The 26,693-nt window shown below is 65.9% G+C and carries 21 protein-coding genes and 1 pseudogene; 4 read left to right on the forward strand and 18 right to left on the reverse strand.

All coding sequences use genetic code 11. From position 1 onward, the window contains the following. Positions 1-17: 17 nt before the first annotated feature. From E1956_RS10780 to E1956_RS10845, 14 genes are all read right to left on the reverse strand, one after another. Positions 18-1,430, reverse strand: a complete 1,413-nt coding sequence (locus E1956_RS10780) for a GH1 family beta-glucosidase (protein WP_134748729.1) — start codon at positions 1,428-1,430, stop codon at positions 18-20. A 269-nt stretch (positions 1,431-1,699) separates the two neighbouring features. Continuing rightward, positions 1,700-3,376, reverse strand: a complete 1,677-nt coding sequence (locus tag E1956_RS10785) for a SulP family inorganic anion transporter (protein WP_134748732.1) — start codon at positions 3,374-3,376, stop codon at positions 1,700-1,702. 219 nt (positions 3,377-3,595) lie between these two features. Beyond that, entirely contained in the window at positions 3,596-5,326 is a 1,731-nt protein-coding gene (locus E1956_RS10790; RefSeq protein ID WP_134748734.1) for a SpoVR family protein, read from the reverse strand. Continuing rightward, complete coding sequence (locus E1956_RS10795) at positions 5,323-6,591, reverse strand: YeaH/YhbH family protein (RefSeq protein WP_028216314.1); 1,269 nt, start codon at positions 6,589-6,591, stop codon at positions 5,323-5,325. The genes E1956_RS10790 and E1956_RS10795 overlap by 4 nt, the downstream gene beginning before the upstream one ends. A gap of 158 nt (positions 6,592-6,749) precedes the next feature. After that, positions 6,750-8,672: a PrkA family serine protein kinase gene (locus tag E1956_RS10800; RefSeq protein WP_028216313.1), complete on the reverse strand. Its 1,923-nt coding sequence runs from the start codon at positions 8,670-8,672 to the stop codon at positions 6,750-6,752. 753 nt (positions 8,673-9,425) lie between these two features. Next, positions 9,426-10,187 (reverse strand): 2-keto-4-pentenoate hydratase, encoded by a 762-nt coding sequence (locus E1956_RS10805; protein ID WP_134748736.1) that lies wholly within the window; start codon positions 10,185-10,187, stop codon positions 9,426-9,428. A gap of 401 nt (positions 10,188-10,588) precedes the next feature. Beyond that, positions 10,589-12,424, reverse strand: a complete 1,836-nt coding sequence (locus tag E1956_RS10810; RefSeq protein ID WP_134748738.1) for a methyl-accepting chemotaxis protein — start codon at positions 12,422-12,424, stop codon at positions 10,589-10,591. 209 nt (positions 12,425-12,633) lie between these two features. After that, complete coding sequence (gene rbsK / locus E1956_RS10815) at positions 12,634-13,542, reverse strand: ribokinase (RefSeq protein ID WP_256377773.1); 909 nt, start codon at positions 13,540-13,542, stop codon at positions 12,634-12,636. 165 nt (positions 13,543-13,707) lie between these two features. Continuing rightward, complete coding sequence (locus tag E1956_RS10820; protein WP_134748740.1) at positions 13,708-14,751, reverse strand: LacI family DNA-binding transcriptional regulator; 1,044 nt, start codon at positions 14,749-14,751, stop codon at positions 13,708-13,710. Between the two features lie 249 nt (positions 14,752-15,000). Further along, positions 15,001-16,068 carry an ABC transporter permease gene (locus E1956_RS10825; RefSeq protein WP_134748742.1) on the reverse strand — a complete coding sequence of 356 codons (1,068 nt, stop codon included), beginning with the start codon at positions 16,066-16,068 and terminating at the stop codon, positions 15,001-15,003. Beyond that, positions 16,065-17,822 (reverse strand): sugar ABC transporter ATP-binding protein, encoded by a 1,758-nt coding sequence (locus E1956_RS10830; protein WP_134748744.1) that lies wholly within the window; start codon positions 17,820-17,822, stop codon positions 16,065-16,067. The genes E1956_RS10825 and E1956_RS10830 overlap by 4 nt, the downstream gene beginning before the upstream one ends. Before the next feature lie 253 nt (positions 17,823-18,075). Then, positions 18,076-19,056: a sugar ABC transporter substrate-binding protein gene (locus tag E1956_RS10835; RefSeq protein ID WP_134748746.1), complete on the reverse strand. Its 981-nt coding sequence runs from the start codon at positions 19,054-19,056 to the stop codon at positions 18,076-18,078. 157 nt (positions 19,057-19,213) lie between these two features. Beyond that, positions 19,214-20,191: a magnesium/cobalt transporter CorA gene (corA, locus tag E1956_RS10840; protein WP_134748748.1), complete on the reverse strand. Its 978-nt coding sequence runs from the start codon at positions 20,189-20,191 to the stop codon at positions 19,214-19,216. Positions 20,192-20,376: 185 nt separating this feature from the next. Further along, positions 20,377-20,841, reverse strand: coding sequence for a hypothetical protein (locus E1956_RS10845; protein ID WP_134748750.1), 465 nt, complete (start codon positions 20,839-20,841; stop codon positions 20,377-20,379). A 257-nt stretch (positions 20,842-21,098) separates the two neighbouring features. On the opposite strand from E1956_RS10845, the pseudogene cydX reads away from it, so the two are divergent. Both cydX and E1956_RS10855 read left to right on the forward strand, forming a co-directional pair. Next, positions 21,099-21,176, forward strand: a pseudogene (gene cydX, locus E1956_RS10850) (cytochrome bd-I oxidase subunit CydX); the annotation flags it as partial. A 131-nt stretch (positions 21,177-21,307) separates the two neighbouring features. Further along, entirely contained in the window at positions 21,308-21,898 is a 591-nt protein-coding gene (locus tag E1956_RS10855; RefSeq protein WP_134748752.1) for a P-loop nucleotide/nucleoside kinase family protein, read from the forward strand. A gap of 63 nt (positions 21,899-21,961) precedes the next feature. On the opposite strand, the gene E1956_RS10860 is transcribed toward E1956_RS10855, so the two are convergent. Together E1956_RS10860 and E1956_RS10865 are read right to left on the reverse strand one after the other, a co-directional pair. Further along, positions 21,962-23,068, reverse strand: a complete 1,107-nt coding sequence (locus E1956_RS10860) for a saccharopine dehydrogenase family protein (RefSeq protein ID WP_134748754.1) — start codon at positions 23,066-23,068, stop codon at positions 21,962-21,964. 209 nt (positions 23,069-23,277) lie between these two features. Then, positions 23,278-23,742 (reverse strand): Lrp/AsnC family transcriptional regulator, encoded by a 465-nt coding sequence (locus tag E1956_RS10865; RefSeq protein ID WP_028216302.1) that lies wholly within the window; start codon positions 23,740-23,742, stop codon positions 23,278-23,280. A 276-nt stretch (positions 23,743-24,018) separates the two neighbouring features. On the opposite strand from E1956_RS10865, the gene E1956_RS10870 reads away from it, so the two are divergent. Both E1956_RS10870 and E1956_RS10875 read left to right on the forward strand, forming a co-directional pair. After that, a complete protein-coding gene (locus E1956_RS10870; protein ID WP_134748756.1) occupies positions 24,019-24,582 on the forward strand; it encodes a Spy/CpxP family protein refolding chaperone in 564 nt (187 codons plus the stop codon). Positions 24,583-24,885: 303 nt separating this feature from the next. Continuing rightward, complete coding sequence (locus tag E1956_RS10875) at positions 24,886-25,320, forward strand: PGDYG domain-containing protein (RefSeq protein WP_134748758.1); 435 nt, start codon at positions 24,886-24,888, stop codon at positions 25,318-25,320. A gap of 43 nt (positions 25,321-25,363) precedes the next feature. Here the strand turns inward: E1956_RS10875 and E1956_RS10880 are convergent, their stop codons facing one another. Next, positions 25,364-25,729 carry a DUF3022 domain-containing protein gene (locus tag E1956_RS10880; RefSeq protein WP_028216299.1) on the reverse strand — a complete coding sequence of 122 codons (366 nt, stop codon included), beginning with the start codon at positions 25,727-25,729 and terminating at the stop codon, positions 25,364-25,366. Between the two features lie 74 nt (positions 25,730-25,803). Then, a complete protein-coding gene (locus tag E1956_RS10885; protein ID WP_134748760.1) occupies positions 25,804-26,622 on the reverse strand; it encodes a YhfC family intramembrane metalloprotease in 819 nt (272 codons plus the stop codon). Positions 26,623-26,693: the final 71 nt, after the last annotated feature.

Genomic DNA, 26,693 nt, shown 5'->3' on the forward strand with positions numbered 1-26,693 from the left:
CGTGCGCGTCATGCGCTTCAAGCGGCGCCGCGCGCGCCCCGCTCCGCGATGAAACGTGCAATCAGTTCCGCGCTGCGCTTGGGCGTGCGCTGTTGCGTGTCGTAGTCCACATGCACGACACCGAAACGCCGTTCGTAGCCAAACGCCCACTCGAAGTTGTCGAGCAGCGACCACACGAAATAGCCGCGCACGTCCACGCCCGCCTTGATCGCGGCATCCACGGCGGCCAGATGGCGCTTGAGGAACGAGATGCGCTGCACGTCGTCCACCCGTCCGTCACGCACGCGGTCGTCCGAGGCCATGCCGTTCTCGGTGATGTAGATGGGCGGCAGGTTTTCATACGTCCGATGAAAACCCACGAGCAAATCGCGCAAGCCGTCCGGATAGACCTCCCAGCCCATCTGCGTGCGCTCGACGCCGGCGGGCGGCACTTCGACGAAGCCGTGCGCGCCATCGCTTTTCACCTGGGTACGGAAATAGTAGTTGATGCCGAGGAAGTCGAGCGGCGCGGCAATCGTCTGCAGGTCGCCGTCCAGCACGAGCGGCTCCGTGCCGGGCCACAGCTCGAACAGTTCGGCCGGATACTCGCCCTTGAAGAGCGGGTCGAGAATCCAGGCGTTGTGCTGGACTTCGAAGCGGCGCGCGGCGGCGCGGTCGGCGGCCGAGTCCGAAGCGGGCGTGCCGCGACCGACGTTCGCGACAAGGCCCTTGGCCGAGTGTGGATCGTTCGCGCGCAGTGCCGCCACGGCAAGCCCGTGGCCGAGCAGCAGATGATGCATGGCCTGGGTCGCATAGCGCGCATTCGCGAGGCCCGGCGCATGGTGGCCGTTGCCGTAGCCGAGATACGCCGAGCACCACGGCTCGTTGAGCGTCATCCACGCGTCGACGAGGCCCGAGAATTCGCGGCTCATGAGATCGGCATAGTCGGCGAAACGATACGCGGTGTCGCGGTTGAGCCAGCCGCCGCGGTCTTCCAGATGCTGCGGCAAGTCCCAGTGATAGAGCGTCGCAAAGGTCTGGATGCCCTTCTCCTTCAGGCGCTCCAGCAGGCGCCTGTAGAAGCCGATGCCCTTCGCGTTGGGACGGCCCGACGCGTCCATCACGCGCGGCCAGGCGATCGAGAAGCGGTAGGCCTCGAAATTCAGCGTATCGAGCAGATCGAGGTCGCCTTCCCAGCGGTGGTAGTGATCGCAGGCCACGGCACCGGTGTCGCCCGCGAGCACCTTGCCGGGCGTGGCGCTGAAGGTATCCCAGATCGAAGGCAGCCGGCCGTCTTCGGCCACGGCGCCCTCGATCTGGTACGACGCGGTGGCCGCGCCCAGCAGGAAATCGCGCCGCCACAGCGTGGAATCGGGCGACGGTGTGAAGGCGTCGTCTTCGAGCGTGGCGGTCGGGGCGGCGTGTGGCGAAGCGGCTATATCGTGTGTCACGAAAGCTCCTGCGCAAGGACCGCGAGCCGGGCGTTGCTGCAACCCGCCGGCGGTGGAGTGGAAGCGCTTCCACAGCGCTTGAGGCGCACGATATCAGCCGCGAAATCTCGCAGGCAATCCGGGTTTGTCTGGAGGCATTGAAGTCGTTTCTGCGCAGTGCGCGAACTACTGAAGCTCCGCCGCAGGGCAGCCGTCAGGCGATTGGTAAGGCGCACGCGCGACGCGGCCGCAGCGGGGCCGCGCCCCACCGCGCGCCGGGTCAGGCCGCGTCACTCATCCGTGTGCACGTCGAGCTCGGGGTGCACGGCCGCAAGCGCCTCGTGCAGCGTCGTGTAGACGTTCTCCGCGCCCACCACGGGCGTGATGCCATGCCGATTCATGTCCGCGCGCAGGTATTGGTTGACGCGTCCGAAAATCACTTTGATACCGCGCGTGCGCAGCCACTCGCATAGTTCGTTGACCGAACGGCCCGCCGAGTAGTCGACATCGGTGATCGCGCCCGCATCGATCACGAGCGAGTGAACGGGTGTCGGCGCGCCGTCGATCATGGCTCGCACCTCATCGACGAAAAGATGGTCGTTGGCGTAGAAAAGGTCCGATCCGAAGCGGTAAACGATCAACCCGGGCGCGGTCACGAGCCCCGCGTGCGCGGGCACGGGCATCCAGCGGCCCTCCGCATTGGGCTCGAGCACCATCGTGTGTGGCCGGTAACTGTGACGCACGTGACGCAGCAACGAAAGCCCGATCGCAATGAGGATGCCGTTCTCCACGCCGATCACGACCACGGAGATCGCCGTGATCACGGCAAGGCGGAACTCGCCGCGGCTCTCGCGGCGAATGTCGATCAACTGGCCGATGTGCACGAGCCCGACGGCAATCGTGAACACGATGGCAGCCAGCACGCAGCGCGGCAGATATTGGAGCCAGCGGCTCAAGAACAGCAGCACGACCACGACGACACCCGCGAACACGAGCTGGGCGAACTGACTGCGCGCGCCGGCCTGATCGCCCATGGCGGTCTGCGTGGGGCTCCCGTTCACGACGAAGGCGCCGCTCAGCGCTGCCGCCGCGTTCGCCGCGGCGAGGCCCAGCAGATTCTGGTCTTCGTCAACACGCTCGCCGTAGCGCTCGGCGAAAGCGCGGCTCGTCGCGGCGCTCTGCGCGACAATGATGACGACGCACGAGGCCGCCACCTGCAGCATATCGATCATCTGAAACCAGCCGACGGCCGGAAACGCGATATGCGGCAGGCCCCCCTGCACCGGCCCGGTCACCGCGATGCCGTGGCCCGCGAAATCGAACATGGCGCTCGCGGCGATGCCGCCGACCACCGCGAGGAGCGGCACCGGCCAGCCCGGCCTCAAGCGCTTGAAGATGAGAATCGCCACCACCACGAATGCGGCAATGGCAAGCGTCTGCCAATGGATGGCGGAGAACTGCAGAACGATCTGCTTGATCTGCAGGACGGTGCGCCGCGAGGTGTACGGGATGCCGAGCATGTCACCGAGCATCGCCACCCCCACCTGCACGCCCACACCGGTGAGAAAACCCACCAGCACCGTGCGCGAGAGAAAGTCGGCGAGAAAGCCCAGCTTGAAGATGCGGGCGATCAGCAGCATGACCGCCGTGAGCAGCGCGGTCATGCCGGCCAGCGCGACGTATTCGGCGCTGGAAGGCGCCGCCATGGACGAGAGCTTGCTCGCGAAGATGGTGGCCGTGGCCGAATCCGCGGCCACCACGAGGTGGCGCGAAGCGCCAAAGAGTGCGAAGGCAATCAGCGGCAGAAAGCCGGTATAGATGCCGGTGACGGCCGGCATGCCCGCGATGCGCGCATAGCCGAGCAGCTGCGGGATGTTCATCGACGCGAGCAGCACACCGGCTTTCGCGTCGCGCAAGGCCCCGGCGCGGTTGAGCGGCCGCACGCCGCTGAACAGGTCAAACGCCATGACGGCGTCCTTTCGATCGTTGCATCCGCATAGGCTCCTGAGTAATCGATACGTTATACGTGGCGGGACAGCGTCGTATCTTAGCGCGGCATCGCGCATTCGTTCAGGGCCGCTTGCAATGCTGAAACCAAAGCGAAAGGCGTGCTGCGCGTCGACAAGAAAAAGGCCAGCGCGCAGGCTGGCCTTTCGTTGCACTGCCGACAGGCGAAAACGCGGGCGTTACACCCGCACGGGCGGTGGCACGTAGCGGCATTCGTAGCGCTTTCTGACCGTGCCGTTCTCGTCGACGCTTTCCAGATAGACGTCGAACTGCCAGAGCCGCGCCATGTGCCGCAGCACTTCGTCGGTGTCGCCCGAGAGGTGGCGGTTGTCGCTCATGAAGTGGCGCAGCGTGAGACTGCGATCGCCGCGCGTGTTCACCGACCACACCTGAATGTTCGGCTCGCGGTGATGCATGTCGTACTGCCGCGAGAGCGCCTGACGCACATACTGGTAGCCGCTTTCGTCATGAATGGCCGAGACTTCGAGCGCGTCGCGCATGTCGTCGTCGAGCACCGAGAACAGGCGCATTTCGCGGATCAGATGCGGCGACAAATACTGCGCCACGAAGCTCTCGTCCTTGAAGTTGCGCATCGCGTAGTGCAGCGCCTTGAGCCACGGACTGCCGGCCAGCTCGGGGAACCACTTGCGGTCTTCTTCCGTCGGGTTTTCGCAGATGCGGCGAATGTCGCTCATCATCGAAAAGCCCAGTGCGTACGGATTGATCCCGCTGTAGTAGTGCTTGGTGACGGGCGGCTGATAGACCACGTTGCTGTGCGAGTGCAGGAACTCCATCATGAAGCCGTCTTCGAGCTTGCCCTGCGCATACAGCGTGTTGAGCAGCGTGTAATGCCAGAAGGTGGCCCACCCCTCGTTCATCACCTGCGTTTGCCGCTGTGGATAGAAGTACTGACCGACCTTGCGCACGATACGAATGACTTCGCGCTCCCACGGCTCGAGCAGCGGCGAGTTCTTTTCGGCGAAGTACAGCAGGTTCTCCTGCGGCTCGGGAGGGAAGCGTTCGTCGATTTCCTCGGCGATGGGCTGCTGCGTCTTCGGCAACGTGCGCCACAGTTCGTTGACCTGCGACTGCAGGTACGCTGCGCGCTCGCGGCGCATCGCGGCCTCGCGTTCGAGCGAGAGCTTCTGCGGGCGCTTGTAGCGGTCCACGCCGTAGTTCATGAGCGCGTGGCAGGAGTCGAGCAACTCCTCCACGCGGTCCAGACCGAAGCGCTCCTCGCATTCGGCGATGTAATTCTTCGCGTAGACGAGGTAGTCGACAATCGCGTGCGCGTCCGTCCAGAGCTTGAACAGGTAGTTGCCCTTGAAGAACGAGTTGTGTCCGTACGCCGCGTGCGCGATGACGAGCGCCTGCATCGTCATCGTGTTCTCTTCCATCAGATACGCAATGCACGGATTCGAATTGATGACAATCTCATAGGCGAGACCCATCTGGCCCCGGCGATAGCTCTTCTCGGTGGAGAGAAAGTGCTTGCCGAACGACCAGTGGCGATAATTGACCGGCATGCCGACCGACGCATAAGCGTCCATCATCTGCTCGGCGCTGATCAACTCGAGCTGGATCGGATAGACGTCCAGTTCGTATTGCTCTGCAACATGCGAGATATGCGTGTCGTATTCTTCGATCAGCTCGAAGGTCCAGTCGGATGGGCACGGCAACGGCCGTTTGTCGGCTACGTTCATATGCAATTCCCTGGTTTCCGGAAGCCGGGGTTCAGGGAGGCCATGGTCGGGCTGCCCGTGCGCATCTGGGCGCGCAGGCTCGCCCGGGTGTCCCCCCCGTTTTGCGGCGGCCTCGTGATCGCCGTGCTGTCCTTTCCCGTGGCCGCCGGTCTTGCGGCGCTCCGGCTGATAGCCGCGCGCCTCATTGTGCAAGTGGCGTGTCGTCATGAAGTCTCCACCTGCTTCTCGAAAAGCTCCCGGAAGACCGGGTAGATATCCGCCGCGTTGTCCACCTTCTTCATGGCCAGATGCGGCTCGCTGAGCGCCAGTTGCGCATATTCGAGCCAGAGGTTCTGCTCCTCCGGCGTCACTTGAATATAGGCAAAATAACGCACCTGAGGCAGGATGTCATCCGCGAGAAGCTTGCGGCACTTCGGTGAATCGTCGGTCCAGTTGTCGCCGTCCGAGGCCTGGGCCCCGTAAATGTTCCAGTCGCTTGGCGAATAACGGTCCTCGATCACCTTCTTCATGAGCTCCAGCGCGCTCGACACGACCGTGCCGCCGCTTTCCGTCGAATGGAAGAAGGTGTCCTCGTCCACTTCCTCGGCGCGCGTGTGGTGGCGGATGAACACCACCTCGATCTTCTCGTAATTGCGCTTGAGGAACAGGTACAGCAGGATGAAGAAGCGCTTGGAAAGATCCTTGCGCTGCTCGTCCATGGACCCGGACACATCCATCAGACAAAACATCACGGCCTGGCTCGACGGCTGCGGCTGCTTTACGCGGTTCACGTAACGCAGGTCGAACGGGTCGATGAACGGGATGCGCCAGATGCGCCCGCGCAGATGGTGGATCTGCTCTTCGAGCTGCTTGATGTCTTCGCGCCGGTCGGACGGATCGGCCATCAGCGCCTCGAGCTGCTCTTCGAGGTCGTGCAGCTCGTTGACGAGCGGCGCGCCCAGCGCGATGCGCCGGCCCAGCGCGCTCCTGAGCGAGCGCACCACGTCGATGTTGTTGGGCGTGCCCTCGGCGGCCCAGCCCGCGCGGATGCTCTTCCACGTGGGAACGGCCATCAGATGGGTCTTGATGAGGCGCGGCAGCTCGAGGTCGTCGAAGAAGTACTGCATGAACTCTTCGCGGGAGAGCTCGAACACGAAGTCGTCCTGACCTTCGCCCTCGTTGCTCGCCTGGCTGCCGCCGCCACCCCCGCCGCCTTGCGGACGCGGAATGCGGTCGCCGCGAATGTAGTCCTCGTTGCCGGGGTGCACCATTTCGCGCCGGCCGCCGGGACCGTGCCGGAACGACGGCTCGGCAATGTCCTTGCGCGGGATGGTGATGCTCTGGTTGCTTTGGATGTCCTTGATGCTGCGGTCACGCACCGCTTCCGAGACGGCGTGACGAATATAGTTCTTCACACGGCGCAAAAAGCGCTCGCGATTGGCAATGCTCTTGTTCTTGCCGGCCAGCCTGCGGTCGATGATTTGATGAAGCACATCCAGTCTCCCGCTCACGTTTCGAATGGACGAGATGCGCAGTCTGGAATGCCACGTTCACTGACTCACGGCTACGTGGCCTGCGCCCCGCCGGTTTTCCTTTTTGCGCCGCCGCATGAAACCTGCGGCGGCGCAGCAGGAAGGTATTGCTTCTGCGCTCATGACGACTTGCGCACCCGCAGATACCAGTCGCAGAGCAACCGGACCTGCTTGGGCGTGTAGCCCTTCGCGACCATGCGATTGACGAAGTCTTCATGCTTGCGCTGTTCTTCCGCCGATCCCTTTGCATTGAACGAGATGACCGGCAAAAGTTCTTCCGTATTCGAGAACATTTTCTTCTCGATCACCACGCGCAGCTTCTCGTAGCTGATCCATGCCGGGTTCTTGCCGGCATTGGCCGCACGCGCGCGCAGCACGAAGTTCACGATCTCGTTGCGGAAGTCCTTCGGGTTGCTGATGCCCGCGGGCTTCTCGATCTTCTCGAGCTCCGCGTTCAGCGCCGCGCGGTCGAAGCTCTCGCCCGTGTCATGGTCGCGGAACTCCTGATCCTGAATCCAGAAGTCGGCGTACGTGACATAGCGATCGAAGATGTTCTGCCCGTATTCGGAATACGATTCGAGGTAAGCGGTCTGGATCTCCTTGCCGATGAACTCGGCATAACGCGACGCCAACACGTCCTTCACGAACGACAGATACTTCTGCTCGGTCTCGGGCGGGAACTGCTCGCGTTCGATCTGCTGCTCGAGCACGTACATGAGGTGCACGGGATTGGCGGCCACTTCAGTCGAATCGAAGTTGAACACGCGCGAGAGGATCTTGAACGCGAAGCGCGTGGAGACCCCGGCCATGCCCTCGTCCACCCCGGCGAAGTCGCGGTATTCCTGATACGACTTGGCCTTCGGATCGGTGTCCTTGAGATTCTCGCCGTCGTAGACCTGCATCTTCGAGAACAGGCTCGAGTTCTCCGGCTCCTGCAAGCGCGTGAGCACCGAGAACTGCGACATCATCTTGAGCGTGCCCGGTGCGCACACCGAATCGGCGAGGGACGAGTTGCGCAGGAGCTTCTCGTAGATCTTCATCTCTTCCGAATAGCGCAGGCAGTACGGCACCTTCACGACAAAAATACGGTCGAGCAAAGCCTCATTGTTGCGGTTATTGCGGAACGCCTTCCACTCCGACTCGTTCGAGTGCGCGAGGATGATGCCGTTGAACGGTATCGCGCCGAATCCTTCGGTGCCCTTGAAGTTGCCTTCCTGGGTGGCCGTGAGCAGCGGGTGCAGCACCTTGATCGGCGCCTTGAACATTTCGACGAATTCGAGCAAGCCCTGATTCGCGAGGCACAGGCCACCGGAATAGCTGTACGCGTCCGCGTCGTCCTGAGCGTATTGCTCGAGCTTGCGGATGTCGACCTTGCCGACCAGCGAGGAGATGTCCTGATTGTTCTCGTCGCCCGGCTCCGTCTTCGCAATGCCGATCTGCCGCAGGATCGACGGATAGCGGCGCACCACGCGGAACTTGCGGATGTCACCGTTGAATTCGTGCAGACGCTTGACCGCCCAAGGGCTCAGGATGCTCTTCAGATAGCGGCGAGGAATGCCGTACTGCTCTTCGAGGATAGGACCATCCTCGTCGTAGTCGAACAGACCGAGTGGCGACTCGTTCACGGGCGAGCCCTTGATCGAGTAAAGCGGCACGCGCTCCATGAGCTGCTTGAGCCGTTCCGCTATCGAAGACTTGCCGCCGCCTACCGGGCCCAGCAAATAGAGGATCTGCTTCTTCTCTTCGAGACCCTGCGCCGCGTGGCGGAAGTACGCGACGACTTGCTCGATCACGTCCTCCATGCCATAGAACTCGCGGAACGCGGGATAAACCTTGATCACCTTGTTCGCAAAGATGCGCGATAAGCGCGGATCGATGCGAGTGTCGATCTGTTCGGGTTCCCCGATTGCCGTCAGCATGCGTTCGCCAGCCGTGGCGTACGCACTGGGATCTTCTTTGCAGAGCGCGAGATACTCCTCGAGCGAGAACTCTTCTTCTCGCGTTTTTTCGAAGCGGGTCGCGAAGCTGCTGTAGATATCCATGCTACCTCCTCGCCGAGATCTGCGACCGATGTCGTGCGCGGCGCGCTATTCGGAAACGACATCGCTCGAATTCATCCTAAACCTTTTCGAATTTTTTTTCACACAAAAATCGCGCCTGATTGAAGGTTAAAAATCGAGCGCTTGGTGCCAGGCCGACTACGCCGTACAATCATTTTCCTCTCATGCAATTTTCAAGCCGTGCGCGCATGTCTTTGCGCCGTACATCGACGCTCGAGCAGCGACCTCGCAGCTAGCCCAGCCTGTTTCCTGCTTCTCCCAACCTGTTCGACGTCTCTGGTCGTTTCATCATAGAACGCATGGCCTCGCAAGCCGTGTACAGATCGCAACGCATGAGTTGTAACGCCATGTTTGTAACAGCGCATGCGCGGCGCTCGCGTGAATGCATCGACGATCTTTTTCTCGTTGTACACGTCGTCATGCACGCGTGTCGGTGAGTTGGCGCGCATACGCTCATGGGTCGACACCCGGCCGCGCTGTCCCTGTCGACAGTAGTGGCTTTCCGTTGGAACGAGTGGGTAGTGCGCGGAAGTTGCAAAAAGCATCGCCGTCCCCTTTCATCGTTTCAATTCGCGCCTGCGAATATGGCACACGTGACAGGTTGCGCCGACGATACGCTCACGTGCGCGTTCGCGCCAACGAAAACGGCCGTCACGCGCAATGCGTGACGGCCGTCGATCTCATGAAGCCCTAAGGTGGTGCGGCCCCTGCATGGAGGCCGCCGGGGCACGGAGCTCAGACGAACGCGATCTCGACCTCGCCTAACCCATCGATATGGCCGTGCAGCAGGCCCGCGCCCTCGATGCGGTGCGCCCCTACGTAGGAACCCGTGGTGATGGTCCACTCGGGCTCGATGGTGATTCCCATCGCGGCGCAATGATTGACGAACCAGACCAGCAGCTCGCGCGGGTCGCCTGCCGGATTGCCCGCCATTTCGGGCACGAGCGAGACGCCGTCGAAGGCGAGCTCGAGCTCGGGGGCGACGAAGTCGAGCGCGCGCGCGAGCGCTCCGTAGGGCTGCGCATGGCCGGTCACGAGCGCGCCGTTGTTCTGCGCGTCGGCGAGCTGCGCGAGCGGCGCGACGTTCGGCCATTCGGCGAAGCGGCTGTCGACGATTTCGATGGCGGGAAGAATTTGTCCGACGAGCGCGAGGACCTCGTCGCGCGCATAGGCGTCGGCGCGCGGCGCGATGGGCTCGGCGAAACGGAAGGCGATCTCGAGCTCGACGAGCACGCGGAAGAACGACTGGCGCTCGACGCGCGTGGGCGACGTGTGCACGTGCGTGGCCGCGATCGGGGCGCCGGAAACCGGGCCGCCGGGCGCGCGCGCGCCGATCTTCCAGCCGCCCGTAGGCGTGCCCAGCCCGGCAAGCACGGCCTGCTGGATGGCATAGGCCGTGGCCGCGTCGGGCGGCAGGCACTCGGGCGCCAGCGTCTCGATCATCTGATGGCGGCGGCGCGCCGCCACGAGGCGCTGCGCGAGATCGTCACGTGTCATGTCTGGGTCCTTTCCTTGCGTTCGTGCGCCGGCAGCGCAGGTCTCTCGCGTTCAGCCGGCCTGTTTGCGTCATGTCGCGCCACGGCAATGCCTGGACGGTGCGTGTTGCACTGCGTAGCGCCTCGCCCAGCCGCTCCGGCTACGCGGGAGCGCCCCGCTACGCCCGAACCTGCCACACGCTTGCGGTGCGTTGCGGTACGCATCGCCTTGCGCACCGAAGCGCAGCGCAGTGTACCGTGCGACCCCGTCCGCGCGCGTGACAAGTTTCACAATGTACCGTAACCGGCATCGCACCGCGCATGCATTGGCCTTGTGGCCAAAAATAACGCCGCTGCACCAGCGCGGCGCGGATGTGGCCATGGCGGCCCGCGCTTGGTGCACGAAGACGCCGCAATGTTGCGTCAGAAGGTTTCCCAGTCGTCGTTCGATCCCGCCGCCGAAGCGGCCACAGAAGCGCCCGCGGCGGTGACCGCCGAAGTCGGCACCGGTGCGATGCTGCCGGTGGCGCGAGCGGGCGCGCTCGCAGCCGGGCGGGTCGCGGCGAGCGCCGGTCTGCGCAGCGCAGGCGCCCCGGTGCGCACGGCGGATTTCGCGGCCGGGCGCGCGATGGGCTTCGCGCTGGCGGGCGGCATATTGGGCTCGATCACGCCCTGCGAACCCGCGTGCATTCCGGCTTGCACCGCCCCCGGCGCGTGGGAATCGTCGACGTTGAAAACGGCAACCGCGGCGCGCAGCCGGCTCGCCTGGTCTTCGAGCGACTGCGCCGCAGCGGCGGCCTCTTCCACGAGCGCCGCGTTTTGCTGCGTGACTTCGTCCATTTGCGTGACGGCGCGCGCCACCTGGTCGATGCCGCTCGACTGCTCCTGCGAAGCCGCCGCGATCTCGCCCATGATGTCGGTCACGCGCTGCACTGCGCCAATGATCTCCGCCATCGTGCGGCCCGCCTCGTCGACGAGCGCCGAGCCCGCGTGCACGCGCTCGACCGAGGTGTCGATGAGCCCCTTGATCTCCTTGGCCGCTGCCGACGAGCGCTGCGCGAGGCTGCGCACCTCGCCCGCCACGACCGCGAAGCCGCGCCCCTCCTCGCCCGCGCGGGCCGCTTCCACGGCCGCGTTGAGCGCGAGAATATTGGTCTGAAAGGCGATGCCTTCGATGATCGCGATGATGTCGGCGATCTTCGCCGAGCTCTCGTTGATCTCGCCCATCGTGCCGACCACCTCGCTCACGACCCGGCTGCCCTTGTTGGCGATGTCCGAGGCGCTGGCGGCCAGCGCGCTCGCCTGGCGGGCGTTTTCGGCGTTCTGCTTCACGGTGCCGGTCAGCTCCTCCATGCTGGACGCGGTTTCCTGCAGCGCCGAAGCCTGCTCTTCCGTGCGCGACGAGAGGTCGATGTTGCCGGCCGCGATCTGGCGTGTGGCCGTGGCGATCGCCTCGGTGCCCGTGCGCACCGAGCGCACCGTGTTGCCGAGGCTATGCTGCATGCGCGCGACGCCGCCGAGCAACTCGCCCATCTCGTCGCGCGTGCGCACGACGACGGGGCGGCGCAGATCGCCCGCCGCGATCGCGGAGAACGCGCCGAGCGCCTCGCGAAGCGGTTCCGAGATCGCGCGGCGCAGCGTGAGAAACGAAAACACCGCCGCGCCGATGCCGATCAAAAGCGCCACGACGGCCGCGATGCGCATTTCGCCGAATGCCGCCTCCGCGTCGTCGAAGCCTGACTGTGCGAGCGTGTCCTGCAGCTTGTCGAGCGCGAGATCGGCCTGCGAGAGGTCGCCGTAGGCGGCCTGCAGCGCGTTGGCGCCGCCAATCAGCTTGCCCTGGTCGCCGGCGGTGATGGCGGCGGAGAACTGGTCGGCGGCCTGCTGATATGCCGTGCGGCGCCCGGCGACGTCCTGCATGAGACGCTCTTCCTGCTCGTCGCGCGGCAGGCTCAGGTACTTCTTCCAGTAATCGTCGGAGACACCGCGCAGCATGCGCGCACGCGCGAGCGTGGCGGCCATATCGGGCGTGCCAATCTGGAACGCGGCGCGGTCAAGTGCGAGCCGCTCGCGCGCCGCATAAATCTCGGCCATGTTCACGGCATGGCTGCTCGGCATCTGATCAGTGTAGGTCTCGCGATATGCCTCGTTCGAGCGCGTCAGGCCGAACAGCCCCACCCCGCTGATGGCGACGATGAGCGCCGCCAGAAAACCCATCGTGAGGCCGATGCGCGCCTTGATGCTGATGCCCTTGTTCATGACTCTCCCGTGCTTGCCGTGAGACGGATTGCTCCGCCCCAAATTGCGGGCTGCTGCCCTGAATGGGTTTACGGCAAACGTTTGGGGGGCTTGAAATTATTATATGGTGTGAAGAATTGGAGAGATTTCTGACGAATAAATTACAACATGCGGATGAGACGCGGGCGTTTCGCCGGACGCGAAGACGCGCCGCGTCCGGGGAGCCAGCTTCAGCGCTCCATCTCTTCCAGCCGGGGAATCGACGGTTGCGCGCCCGCGCGCGTCACGGAGATCGACGCCGCGCGCAGCGCGAACTGAATCGCTTGCGCGGGCGCCTCGCCGGCGGCCAGCCGCGCGGCCAAAGCACCGATGAAGGTGTCGCCGGCCGCCGTCGTGTCGACCGCCGCCACCTTGGGCGCGGGCCAGTGCACGGGCGACGGCGTGCCCGCGGCCCCCTCGCTTAGCAGCGCGCAAACCCCTTGCGCACCGAGCGTCACCAGCACGTTGCGCGCCCCCGCGCAATGCAGCGCCAGAGCGGCGCGTGCGGCGTCCTCGGGCGTGTCGAGCGGCAGGCCCGTGAGCGTCGCGGCTTCGAGCTCGTTCGGAACGAGGTAATCGATGAGCGGCAGCCACTCGGCCGGCAGCGGGCCGGTGGCGGGCGCCGGATTGAGGATAGTGGTCTTGCCGAGCCGGCGCGCGGCGGCGAGCGCCGCATGCACGGCGTCGGGCGGCGTCTCGAGCTGGCAGACCACGACGTCGGCCGCCGCGAGCGACGCCTCGTGGCGCGCGAGCGTCGCCGGCGTCACTTCGCCATTGCTGCCCGCCACGATCACGATGGCGTTCTGGCTCGCATCGTCGACGACGATCAGCGCCACGCCGGTCGGCGCCTGCGGCGCGGTGTCGAGCGCACGGCAATCGATGCCTTCGGCTAGCAGCCCGGCGCGCAGCAACTCGCCGTTGGCGTCGGCGCCCACACAGCCGATCATGGCCACCCGCGCGCCAAGACGCGCCGCCGCGACCGCCTGGTTGCCGCCCTTGCCGCCCGCCACCTGCGCGAACGCGCTGCCTGCGAGCGTCTCGCCGGGGCGTGGCAGGCGCGGCGCGCGCACGACGAGATCCATGTTCAGGCTGCCGACCACCGCGACGCCGCCGCGCGCGGCGTTGGCACCGTGCCGGGCGAGATCTTGCGTACCGGCCTGCGCCGCCGTTTGCGTCACCGTGCGCGGGGTTTCGTCAATCGCCACTTCGTTTGCCTCCTGTGCAAGATCCAGTCGGCCGATTATGCACGCGCTCGTGCCCGCGCTTCAGGCCGCGAGCGTCGCCTGCTCGCGGGTGCCGCACCACGGCGCGGTGGATTCGCGCGGCAAGAGCTGCGGCGCCATCACGCGCCGCAGGACCGTCGAGTCAGTGCGCTCCTGCCCGGACGCGCCAATCCGCTCGATCAGCGTGAGCGCCGCCATCTCGCCGAGCGCGCGCACCGGCTGGCCGACCGTCGAGAGCGCGGGCCACGTGAACTGGCCGAGCTCGATGTCGTCGAAGCCGATGATCGAGCAGTCGGTGGGCACGCGCAGGCCGCGCTCGGCGGCCGCACGCAGCGCACCGATGCCCATCATGTCGTTGCCGGCGAAGATCGCGCTGGGGCGCACGGTGTCGAGCAGTTGCGCCGCGGCGCGGTAGCCGCCCGTGCCCGAGAAGTCGGCCTCGACGATCGCACCCGGCGCGATCTCGACGCCGCGCTCGGCCATCGCGCGCAAGAAGCCGTGCATGCGCATCGCGGCCACCGCCGTGCTGACCGGCCCCGTGATGCAGCCGATCCGCGAGTGCCCGAGCTCCAGCAAATGACGCGTCGCGAGCCATGCGCCGCGTTCGTGGTCGATCTGCACGAGATCGGCGTTCAGCCCCTCGATGTTGCGGTCCACCACGACGATCGGCTCGCGCGTCTCGCCGAGCGTAGCCGCGAGCACGGCGTCGTCGCCCGTCGACGCCACGATCAGCCCGTCGATGCGCTTTTCCTGCAGCACGCGCAGATAACTGCGCTGCTTGGCCGGATCGTCATCGGAATTGCAGAAGAACACGCAGTAGCCCTTCTGCGCGCAGCCGTCCTCGACGCCGCGCGCGAGCTCCGCGTAGTACGGATTCGTGCCGTTGGGCACCACGAGCCCGATCGTCGCCGTCGAGCGCGCCTTCAGCGAGCGCGCGACCGCCGACGGCACGTAGTTGAGGTCGCGAATCGCCTGCTCGACCTTGGCCCGCACGTCCGCCGATACCGGCCGCGAATTGTTCACCACATGCGACACCGTCGTGAAAGACACCCCTGCCACGGCGGCCACATCTTTGATCGTCGCCATCTTTGCTGTTGCTCCTGCTTCGTCCTGCGCGTTTTCTACCGCTGCCGCCGCGCGGCCGCGCCTCATTTTTGTTGTTCGAGGCGGCTTTTTGCACGGCGATTGCCCTCGGCGAGCGCGCCGGTTGCTTACCCGGCCGCGCTCTCGTCTTTTTCTTCTAACCCCTTCGTGCTGCTACTGCATTTGCTGCTTCACTGACTGCATTCACTACCCCAGACGGGGCCACCCCGAGCGGCCCCGTCCGGTGCCACGTCACTTGCCGGCGCGCTTGCCGCTGCGGTGGCTGCGATACGTGTCGAGCACCACCGCGACCACGATCACCGCGCCGGTGATGATGCGCTTGGTCGGCTCGTTCGCGCCGATCTGCGCGAGCCCCGCCGCGAGCACGGAAATGATCAACACGCCGAAAAACGTGCTGATGACCGAGCCGCGCCCGCCCATCAGGCTCGTGCCGCCGATCACCACGGCGGCGATTACCTGCAGTTCGAGGCCGACGCCCGCGTTCGGATCGGCGGCTTCGAGGCGCGAGATCTGGAACAGCGCGGCGAGCCCCGAGAGCGCGCCCATCAGCGCGAACACGACGATCTTGTACGGGCGCGGATCGACGCCCGCGAGCCGCACCGCCTCCTCGTTGGTGCCGATGCCGATCAGGTAGCGGCCGAACACCGTACGCGTGAGCACCCCTTGTGCAATGACCATGACCGCCACGGCGATCAGGAACGCGGGCGAGATGCCGAACGCGATCGGATTCGAGAGGAAGTCGAACGCATCGCCGATATAGGCCGTGCGCGAATTCGTCATCTGGTACGCGAGGCCGCGCGCGGCCTCCAGCACGCCGAGCGAGACGATGAACGACGGAATGCGCCAGCCCACCGTGATCGCGCCCGTGAGCGTACCCGTGGCCGCCGCGGCCAGCAGCCCGAGCAGCGCGGCGGGCAGCGCGCCGAGCCCCCACTTGAGCGCGGCCACGCTCACCACCGACGCCCCGAGCGCCAGCACCGAGCCCACCGAGAGATCGATGCCCGCGATGATCAGCACGAACGTCATGCCCACCGACATGACGACGAGATCGGGAATCTGGTTCGCGATCGTGCTGAACGTATCGTAAGTGAGGAAGTGCGAACTCAGCAGCGAGAACAGCACGATCATCGCGACCAGCGCGAGCGCGAGGCCCAGATAGTTCGAAAAGCCAAAGCGCGTGCCGACGGGCTTCGCACTCGCGGCCGTCGGCGCGGCGGCGTGCGGGGCATGGCCAGGCGTCGCGGGCTGTGCCGGCTCTGCGGGCTGCCCTGGTTGATCGCGCAACGGTCGATTCGTCATGAAGCGCTTCCTCCTCGCCCATCGGGTGGCGGCGATTGAACGCGGTCCCCAGGCCGCTGCGCGGGCGCGGCCGCTTTCAGCTCGGGCAGGTCGGCGGCATCGGCGAGCATCGCGTCTTCGGCGCGATAGCCCGCGAAGGCGGCGCCGAGCAAGGCGTCCTGGGTCCACTCCCCGCGCGCGAAGATCGCCGTCATCTTTCCGGCCGACATCACGCCAATGCGGTCGCAAATCAGCATCAGCTCGCGCAGGTCGCTCGAGACCACGACGAGCGCGCAGCCCTCGCGAGCGAGCGAGCCCATCAGCGCGTAGATGTCGAACTTCGCGCCCACGTCGATGCCGCGCGTGGGTTCGTCGAACAACAGCACGCGCACGCCATGCACAGCGCCGTTCGCGGCTTTGGCCGCCTGGGCGCCGGTGCTGCGCCGCGCGAGCCAGCGGCCGATCACGACCTTCTGCTGGTTGCCGCCCGACAGCTCGCCCACGCTCTGGCCGGGGCCGGACGTGCGAATGCGCAACGCGTCGATCTGCGCATCGGCCAGCGCGTTCTCGCGCGCGGCGTCCACCACGCCATAGCGGGCCACGGCGCCGACATTGCCGAGCGAGACGTTGGCGGCCACCGGTTGCGGCAGCAACAAGCCTTCGCCCTTGCGGTCCTCGGTGATGAGCGCGATGCCCTGGCGCACCGCATCCACCGGCGAATCGATGCGCACCGGCACGGGCGGCGCGCCCGGCGTGCTCGCGAGCGCGACCGTGCCGCGATCCTTCGCGTCGGCGCCGTAGATGAGGCGCATGAGCTCGGTGCGCCCCGCGCCGATCAGCCCCGACACGCCGAAGATCTCGCCCGCGCGCACCTCGAACGAGACATCGCGCACGACGTTCGCCCGGCCGATCCCGTCGACCTTCAGCAGCGGCGCGCCGATGCGCCGCTCGCCCAGCTCGATGCGCTCACCGAGCTCGCGCCCCACCATCAGCGCGACGATGCGCTCGGGCGTGAGATTGGCCATGGCATCGACGCGCACGAGCCGGCCGTCGCGCAGCACCGCCACGCGCTGCGCGATGCGCTCGAGCTCCTCGAGCCGGTGCGAGATGTAGACGAGCGCCACGCCGCGCGCCCTCAGCCGGGCGATCTGCTCGAACAGCAGCTCGACCTCGCGGCCCGTGAGCATCGCGGTGGGCTCGTCGAGGATCAGCACGCGCAGCGGCGCGGCGCCTTGCGACTCGTCGCCGATCAGGTTGCGCGCGATCTCCACGAGCTGCTGGTGGCCGATGCCGAGCTCGCCCACCGGCGTATCGGGGTCGATCGCCTCGAGCCCGACTTGCGCCATCGCGGCGCGGGCGTCCTCGCGCAAACGCGGGCGATCGATCCAGCCGGTCCAGCCGAGCGGCCCGAAGCGGCGCGGCAAGCGGTTCAGAAACAGGTTCTCGGCGACCGTTAGCGTGGGCAGCAGGTTGAGCTCCTGCATCACCATGCGCACGCCGAGCGCCTCCGCCTGGGTGCGGCTCGCCGGGGCATAGGGCTCGCCCATCAGCGTCATGCTGCCGGTGCTGGGCGTCGTGAGCCCGCCCACGATCTTCGAGAGCGTGCTCTTGCCCGCGCCGTTCTCGCCCGTGAGCGCAAGCACCTCCCCCGCGTGCAGCGCGAGGCTGACATCGGCGAGCACCGGCTGCTCGTAGGTCTTGCCGGCGCCCGTCACCGTCAGCACCACGCCTTGGGCGGATGCGGACGGCTGGGCGCCGGGGGCAATTGCTTCCATCACGATCCTGTTCTCGCGAGCCGCGCCGCCCGGATCCCGCAGCGGTAGCGCAGGCTCGTGCGGCGCCCGGCCGCCGATAAAGCGGCACACCACGGCGGCTCGCTTGCTGGCGCAGCCATTACGGTACGAATAACGGCGGCGCGGCGCTTTTCTTGAGCGCTTATTACACCAAACGGTGACACGAACAAGCGACCCGAAAAGCGCCCGTGCGATTAACGGACGTCAAACGATTCGGCGTGCATATTTTGCCGCCCTATTTCACGGAATCCTTCGTCACGAGCACAACCGGCGTCTCGACCACGCCCGAGAGCTCCGACTGCTTCTTGTGCCCCTTGAGCGCCTTGAGCGCCGTATCGATGCCGAAGACGGCCTGCTTCGCGGCGTACTGGTCGGCGGTGGCGAGCACGCGGCCGTCCTTGAGCATCGGCTTGATGGCGTCGATGTTGTCGTAGCCCACCACGTAGACCTTGCCCTGCTTGCCGGCCGCCCGCACCGCCGACACGGCGCCGATCGCCATGTTGTCGTTGCCGCACAGGAGCGCCTTCATGTCCGGATATTCATTGAGCATGGCCGAGGCGACCGCATTGCCCTTGTCGATTTCCCATTCGCCCGACTGCACCGAGTCGATCTTCGCGCCCACGGCCTGCATCGCGTCCTTGAAGCCCGCCGTGCGCTGCTGCGCGTTGGTGGTGGTCGAAACGCCTTCCACGATGCCCACCTGATCGCCCGCCTTGAGCTTCTTCGCCAGATACTCGCCGACGAGGCGCGCGCCCTTGGCGTTGTCGGGGCCGACGAACGGCACGTTCAGGTCCTTGGACTTGAGCACGTCGGGATCGAGCCGGTTGTCGATGTTCACGACGATGATGCCCGCATCCACGGCCTTCTTCACGACCGGCACGAGCGCCTTGGAGTCGGCGGGCGCGAGCACGATGGCGTCGACCTTGGAGACGATCATCTGCTCGACGATCTGGATTTGCGCGGCCGTGTCGGTCTCGTTCTTGATGCCGTTGGTCACGAGGTCGAACTCGGACGCGTTGTGCTTCTGGTAGTCCTTCGCGCCGGTCTCCATGGTGAGGAAGAACTCGTTGGCGAGCGACTTCATGACGAGCGCGACTTTCGGCTTGTGGCCGGCCGCCGACTGGGCGTGCGCGGCAAGCGGCATGGTGGCCGCGAAGGCGACAGTGGCAAGTGCGGCTGCGGCGCCAAGAACGCGCCGGCGAATGCGGGAGTTCATCGTTTGTGTCTCCGGTTGTCTGGCCCGGCCGGGCCGTATTTCTGGTTATGCGCAAACGTTTTCAGGCGCCCCATTCTCGGGGCGCGCAATCGGCAATGTCAATGGCGCCGGCCGCTGTGCGCCACGCTGCGGCGCAGCAGCCGCCACGGCATCGCGCTCAGAGCCACCCGCCGCGGCGGAACAGAACGATCAGCACGACGTCGATGATCGCCATCACGGCGAGGCAAACCTGGTAACCATACTTGAAATGCAGCTCGGGGATATTGGCGAAGTTCATCCCGTAGATACCCGCAATCATGGTCGGCACGGCGAACAGCGCGGCGAACGAGCCGAGCCGCTTGGTCACTTCGTTTTCGGCGAGCGAGATCATGCCGAGATTCACCTGGATTGCCGTCACGATCATTTCGCGGCGCGCATCGACGAGGTTGGACACGCGCACGAGATGGTCGTAGACATCGCGATAGTACGCCTGCATGCCAGCGCAGATCTGCGGAATGCGCCCGCCCACGAGCTTGCCCACGGCGTCGACGAGCGGCGTGATGTGATGCTCGAGGATCACGAGGCGCCGCTTGAGCGAATAGAGATCCTCGATGATGGCGCGCGACTGCGCGAGCGTGTGCTTCTCGAAGATGCGGTCTTCCAGGTCCTCGATCTCGCCGGAGAGTTTTTCGAGCACCGGCGCGTAACGGTCGACCACGCTGTCCATGAGCGCGTAAAGCACGAAGCCGGCGCCCTCCTTGAGCAGCTCCGGCTCGCGCTCGCAGCGCGCGCGCACGTCCTGGAAGCCCTGCTGCGCGCGGTGGCGCACCGAGAGCACGAAATTCGGGCCGGCGAACACGTTCACCTGGCCGGTGACGATCTCGCCCTCCTCGTCGAGCTCGATCGTATGGAACACCGCGAAGAGCGTGTCGCCGTATTCCTCGATCTTCGGGCGCTGCTTGCCGTTCATCACGTCTTCGATGGCGAGCGCATGCAGGTCGAATTCCTCTTGCATCGCGGCCATCTCGGCCGCGTCGGGGTCTTTGAGCGCGACCCAGACGAAGCATTCGGGTTTCTGGAGGTAGTCGCTGATGGCCTCGATGCCGATATCGGCCAATTTCTTGCCGCCCTGGTAGGCGGCGCAATTGATGAGCATGTGTCGTGTTCGTCCCGGCGGCGCGGCTGGGGAAAGTGCGCGCGCCGCCTGTCCTCAAGTTGATCGATCCGCCCAGTTTAGCGTTGCATCGATCTGCGAGGCAGGACGCGGGCGGCGCTTGCCGCCCGGAGCGCGCGTTGCGCGCGCCCACACGGGGTCTGCACGAGGGCCGGCCGGCGCCCCGCTTACTGCGCGACCCGACGGAGGGTGATGCGATGATCCTTGTCGAAAGTTACGCTCGCGCGGTTCGTGTAGCGCGGATCGACCATAAAGTGCAGCTCGACGACCGGATCGAACTGCGTCGTCACGCCGATGCGGTGGACGCCGGGCTTCAGGTAGAACGTGACGTGCTCGCCGTTCATGAGGTCGGTGACCGGCTCGCCGTCGATATAGACCGGCGCGTCGCGGAACTTGACGATGACATTGTTCGTGCGCTCGCGCCGCACGTCGACGGCGACGAGACCCTCTCCCGGCTGCGTGTAGCCCGGCTTGACGATGCGCTCGGCCGGCACCGCCTTGAAGGGCATGGGCGGCGCGCGTTCTTCGGCGCAGCCGCCCAAGGCCAGCGGCAGCGCCAGAGCGGCGGCCGCCACGAGTGCGGCGGCCAGCGCGGCCGAATCAAAGCTCACTTTGAACACGCGCGATGGCATGGGCGCGATCCCCTCGTCGGTTTTTTGACGCTTTCGTGGCGCCCGCAGCGCGTCGATCCCCGCCGCTGGCGGCGTCCCGTTCCGTGTGCGCCCATCATATACGCACGCAGCGCCCGGCTCGCGCGGGGCGCCGCACATTGCGCGCCGCAAGCCGTCACGGGCTGGAGCGGCGGGCCACGCCGCGCGCCGATGGTATAAGCTTCGAAAGCGGGCTCAATCCCGCTCAGTCATTGCGTCACGCGAGGAGAATGCAGGCGATGTGGTACTTCACGTGGATACTCGGCATCGGCGTGGCGCTCGGCTTTGGCATCATCAACGTGATGTGGCTCGACGCCAACGGCAAGCTCCTCGATGGTCAGGGCGCAGCGCCGTCGTCCGTTGACGATCAAGCCGCTCTCGCCAATCAAACTGATCAAGCCAGTCAAGCCGGCGGCGCCCAGGCGGACCCGGTCCAGGAACGCCGTTCGTGACGCGGCTGGTGTTCTTTTGCGGCCACGCCGGCACCGGCAAGACCTCGCTCGCCAAACGCCTGATCGGCCCGCTCGCCCGCGCAACGGGCGAGCCGTTCTGCCTGCTCGACAAGGACACGCTGTACGGGCGCACCGGCGCAGCGACACTCGCCGCACTCGGCCAGGATCCGCGCGACCGCGATAGTCCGCTATTTCTCCAGCATCTGCGGGACCCCGAATATCAGGGCATGCTCGACACCGCGCGTGAGAATCTCGCGCTCGGTGTGAGCGTGATTGCAGTCGGGCCGCTTTCGGGGGAGGTGCGCGAGCGGCGCCTGCTCGATCGCGCGTGGCTGGGCGTGGCGGCGGACGTGGGGCTCGCCGCCGTCTGGGTGCGCACCGACGAGGCAACGGCGCGCCAGCGCATCGTGGCGCGCGCCCACCCCGACGATGCCTACAAGCTCGCGCACTGGAACAGCTATCGCAAGCGACGCTTCGAGCCGCAGGGCGCGCAGCTCGACGACCTCATCGTGTTCGACACGAGCGCGCCGGGGCCTGCCGATTACGACGCCTTGCTGCAGCGCATCGTGCAGGCGTCCGCGGCCTGAGCGAAATGGGCTCGCGGCCGCGGCGGGCCTTTTGCGTGGCGCGCGTGGCGTGCGCCGCGTGCTTTAAGCGACGTGTGCCGTCGCCAGCGACTCGAGCGTCGCGCCTTCGTACACCTGACCGAAGCGGTTCGCGAGGAACTGCTCGAGCGACACCTGCTCCTGGCGCACGAAGCCCTTTTGCGGCAGCTTCTTCTCGCGGAACAGATCGAGCACCGCGCACATGGCGCCTGCCGTCGTGATCTCGATTGCGCTCATCGGCACGCCGCAGACCGTCTTCGCGAAGATCTTGCGCGTGAACACTTCCTGCACGAGCTGGCCATTGCGCGTGCCCGTCACGGTAATGAAGATCAGCACGACGTCCTGCTCCGTGGACGGAATCGCACGGCGCATGATCGACTTCAGCGTGTCGCGGTCGCCCGAGAGGCGCAGGTCTTCGAGCAGGAACTGCATGAGCGAGCGGTGGCCCGGATAGCGCACCGACTTGTAGTCGAGCGATTCGACGCGCCCCGAGAGCGTCTCGCACAGCGTGCCGAGACCGCCCGACGTGTTGAACGCCTCGTACTCCACGCCGTCGAGCGAGAAGTGCTCATGGCCTTCGAGCGGCTGCACCATCTGCGTGCGGCCTTCGTGGATTGCCTCGCACGGCTGGCAGTACTCGTTGATGAGGCCGTCCACGCTCCACGTGAGGTTGTACTTGAGCGCGTTGGTGGGGAATTGCGGCAGCGCGCCCACGCGCATTTTGACTTCGCGGATTTCGGTGAAGCGGCTCGCGAGCGCATGGGCAGCGAGGCCGATGAAGCCCGGTGCCAGCCCGCATTGCGGCATGAACGCGTGATCGGCGCCTTCGGCGAGCGCGCGGATCGCGTGGGTCGCGCGCACGTCCTCGGTCAGGTCGAAGTAGTGAACGCCCGCGCCCTTCGCCGCCGACGCGACGTTCACCGCGAGGTAATAAGGCAGTGCGTTGATCAGCACGTCGAAGCCTTCGAGCGCGCCGCGCAGTGCGGCCGCATCGCCGGAGTCGACACGCAGGGTGGGAATGCCCTGCGCCGCGAGTTTTTCGAGCGCGTGGGTATCGCGGTCGAGCGCCGTGACCTCGTAGTCCCCGGTTTCGCGCAGCATGTGTGCAATGGTGTGGCCAATCAGGCCGGCGCCTGCAATCGCGACTTTCATTCTGTATCTCCTTAGGGGGTTTTCTGTGGTTCTGGGCCATGCTGTTGCCCGGTGCACACAGTCTAAGGAGGGGTGAAATCAGATCCTAGACGCAAAATGATGCGCTTTGTCGGAGAGTTTCGTCATTTCGACGATAGTTTTCGTCATAACGACGAAAAGTCGTAAAAATGGTGTCAACGACAGCGCCAAAGCCAGTGCGTGCGGCCCCTTCAGCCCATCACCGTGCCGCGGTCGATCTTGCGTGCGAGGACGATCGACGTGGTCGTGCGCTCGACGCCCTGCATGCCGCCAATCTGGTCGAGCAGATCGTTGAGGCGATCGGGGGAATCGGCGCGCAGCCAGGCCACATAGTCGTACTCGCCGCTCACCGCGCAGAGCAACTGCACTTCGGGCATTTTGGACAAGCGCCGTTGCACTTCGGGGCCGTTGCGCGGCGCGATGATGAGTCCGACCCATGCCTGCAGGCTCGCGTCGAGCACGTCCTGGCCCAAGCGCACGCCGTAGCCCGCGATGACCTGGGAACGCTCGAGCCGCGCGATGCGCGCGAGCACCGTGGTACGCGCAACGCCTAGCTGGCGCGCGAGATTCGCCACGCTCTCGCGGGCGTTCTCTTGCAGCAGCGCAACGAGGCTGCGGTCGAGGTCGTCGAGTTGGTCGAGGCGCGGCGGTCTCATCGTGGGGCAGGCTCCCGTCATGTCGAATGGGTGAAGGCAATCGCTGGATATCGCGCCATTATCGCGCGCGGCGAGCCGCCGACGAACCCGCAAGCGAATGCATACGCGCCCTGCACGCTGTGTCTTTCAGCTTATTTCCGTGAGTTTCGTTTGTAAGCAGTTGTCGCGCAGCAGCCGCATTGGGGCGATAACGTGGTACACATATCGCCTGCAACCGATGGGTTCCGCGCCTACTCGCTACGTAACCTCTACGAATTGAAGATTCAAGGAGCAATAATGAAGAAAGCTTTCGTCATCCTTGCCGCGACACTCTCGATGAGCGGCGCTTTTGCGCAGACTGCCGCCTCGTCGGCTACGGCCGCGCCCGCGGCTGCCGCAGCGGCATCGAAGGTCGAAGCGCGCGCCGCGCAACATCAGCAGCGCGTGGAAGAGCGCATCACCTACCTGCACTCGGCGCTGAAGATCACGGCCGACCAGGAACCGCAATGGAAGGCGTTTGCCGACGTCATGCGCAGCAATGGCGAGACCATGGCAGGTCTGTACAAGCAGCGCATGGAAGGCGAAGCGCAGCGTAACGCGCTCGACGACATGAAGCAGTACGCACAAATCGCCCAGACGCACGCCGACGACATGCAGAAGCTCGTCACGGCCTTCGAGCCGCTCTACACCAGCTTCTCGCCGGAGCAGAAGAAGCTTGCCGACACCACCTTCCGCCACGGCCAGACCGAAGGCGGCAAGGCCGCTGGCCATCCGAAGCACAAGGGCAAGCCGCATGCGAAGGCGCCGGCCGCAGAAGCGGCAAGCGGTGCCGACGCTGCAAGCGCGCCGGCTGCCCAGTAAGCCGGGGCACTCAGTCAGCGCTTAAACAGCGTACGCAGCGTTGATGCGGCGCGCGAGCGGGCCATGCAGTCGGGCCGCTCGCGCGCCGCGCCGTTTTGGGATCCGGCTGGCGCCATCCCCGGGCCCAGTGAACCCGATTCGTGGTACGCTCGCGGACCTCTCGACGGCCGGGCATGCATGCCCGGCCGTCGTGCTTTATCTGGCCTATATTTCTGGCTATTCCCCGTATCGACGCCGCGTGAGGCGGGCACGGCCCGCGCTTCATCGGCGACATCCCAACGGAACAGGTCCGCTGCCGCCACCATGATCGAACTGACCCAACTCGACCTCGCCGCCGATCCCGCCGCGCAACGCGTGGTCAAGGACGAAACCGTCACCGTCGAATTCGCCGCGGCGAGCGGCGAACTGATGAGCCTCGAAGGCCCGAACCGCTATGCACCGGGCGACGCGATCATCACCGGCGCGACCGGCGAGCGCTGGGTCGTCTCGCGCGAGCGCTTCGACCCGAAGTATCGGCCGGCCGACGCCGCGCTCGCACACGGCGCGCCCGGCGCCTACCGCAACCTGCCAACGGTGGTGCTGGCCAGGCGCATCGACGAACCGTTCTCGATCGTGCGCTCGGCAGGCGGCGACCGCCTGACCGGCGCGGCCGGCGACTGGGTCATGCAATATGCGCCCGGCGACTACGGCGTGGTGAAGGCCGAGCGCTTTGCGAAGGTGTATCGGCGCGCCGATTGAGCCGTGTGCCTGCGCGCGCCATGTCGCGCGCTTCAGGCGAACTTCAGGCGAATTCCTCGTCGAGATCGAGCGTGACGTCGCGCGGGGTCTCCTCGCCCTTCGCGTGCTGTTCCTCGAGCGAGCCGATCGTGGCTTCCACATAGGCGTGCAGCACCGCGAAGCTGCGTCCACGCATGCGCGGCGGCAGCGCGCGATAGCGCGCCAGCGCCGCCGGCGCGATGGCGACCGTGAGCGTCATGCGGCGCGCGGCGCTGCCCATGCGCATCGCCACCCATTGCACGACGAGCAGCGGCGCGCCATTTTCGGCGGGCCGCTCGCTAAAGCGCGTCTGCTCGGGGAACAGATCGGCGATGACACGCGCAAGCTCGTCGATATCGCGGCTCGCGCATTCAAACAGATAATCTTCCATTGCTGGCCAGGAGAAATTGAGAAAACGTTGCAGGCGCAACGTAACAACGGAAAGGGAAAGCGTGGCGCGCAGCGTCAGGCCGTGCGCGCCACGCGTTTGCCCGGTGCACACGTTCTGAAAAGCACGACGGCCACAGCGAGTGCCACGACCGCGTAGAGCGCATCCACGACGACAAGCGGCACAAGCCGCGCCTGGAACATGGCGGCGGGCACGTCGATCAACGCGTGCAATGCGATCGCAATCGGCAGGATCGACTTGCGACCGGCCCGCACACCGCGCCACATCAGCACCGAAAGACCGATCTGGAACACGAACGCGGCAATGCGTTCGAGCGCGAACACGCCCGCCAACATCGGCGAGAGCGTGGCGAGTATCAGATGCACGCGCAGCACGGCATCCATCGTGAGATTGCTCAGATGGTCGTCGAGCTCGCCGCGGTTCGCGAGCACCGCGAAGACGATCCACTGCAACTGCACGAGCACGCCGACGAGCCACGCTTCCGCGCCGCCGTGGCCGATGCCGTACGCGAGCCCCGTGCTGTCGGCCGGCGCATTGGGCCCTCCGGCGAGCCGCGCCGCGCGCTGCGCGAGCAGGCGCATCGCGATGTAGCGCCCCACTTCTTCGCACACGCCCGCCGCGAGTGCGCCGTACAGCACGAACGTGAGCGGATTGGTGAGCAGTTGCGCCGTGACCGGATTGTCATGCAGGACGTAGCCATTGAGCGCGCGCTCGATGAGCGTCGCGAACAGGGCGAAGACGGCCACGCCCGTGACGGTGGCGCGCCAGTCGAATGCGAACGGTCTGCGCAGCCGGCGATAGAGCGAGATGGGCAAGACGGCAACGAAGAGCGTCGCGAGCGACAGGCAGACCAGCGTGACCGGTTCGACGTGCATGGGGTTCCTTGAGACATCCGACGCGCGAGACGCGCGCCGCAGCCCGAATCATCGCAGATATCGGGGCGCTC

Origin of the sequence: Paraburkholderia pallida, assembly GCF_004524855.1 — a bacterium.
Taxonomy (GTDB): Bacteria; Pseudomonadota; Gammaproteobacteria; order Burkholderiales; family Burkholderiaceae; genus Paraburkholderia; species Paraburkholderia oxyphila.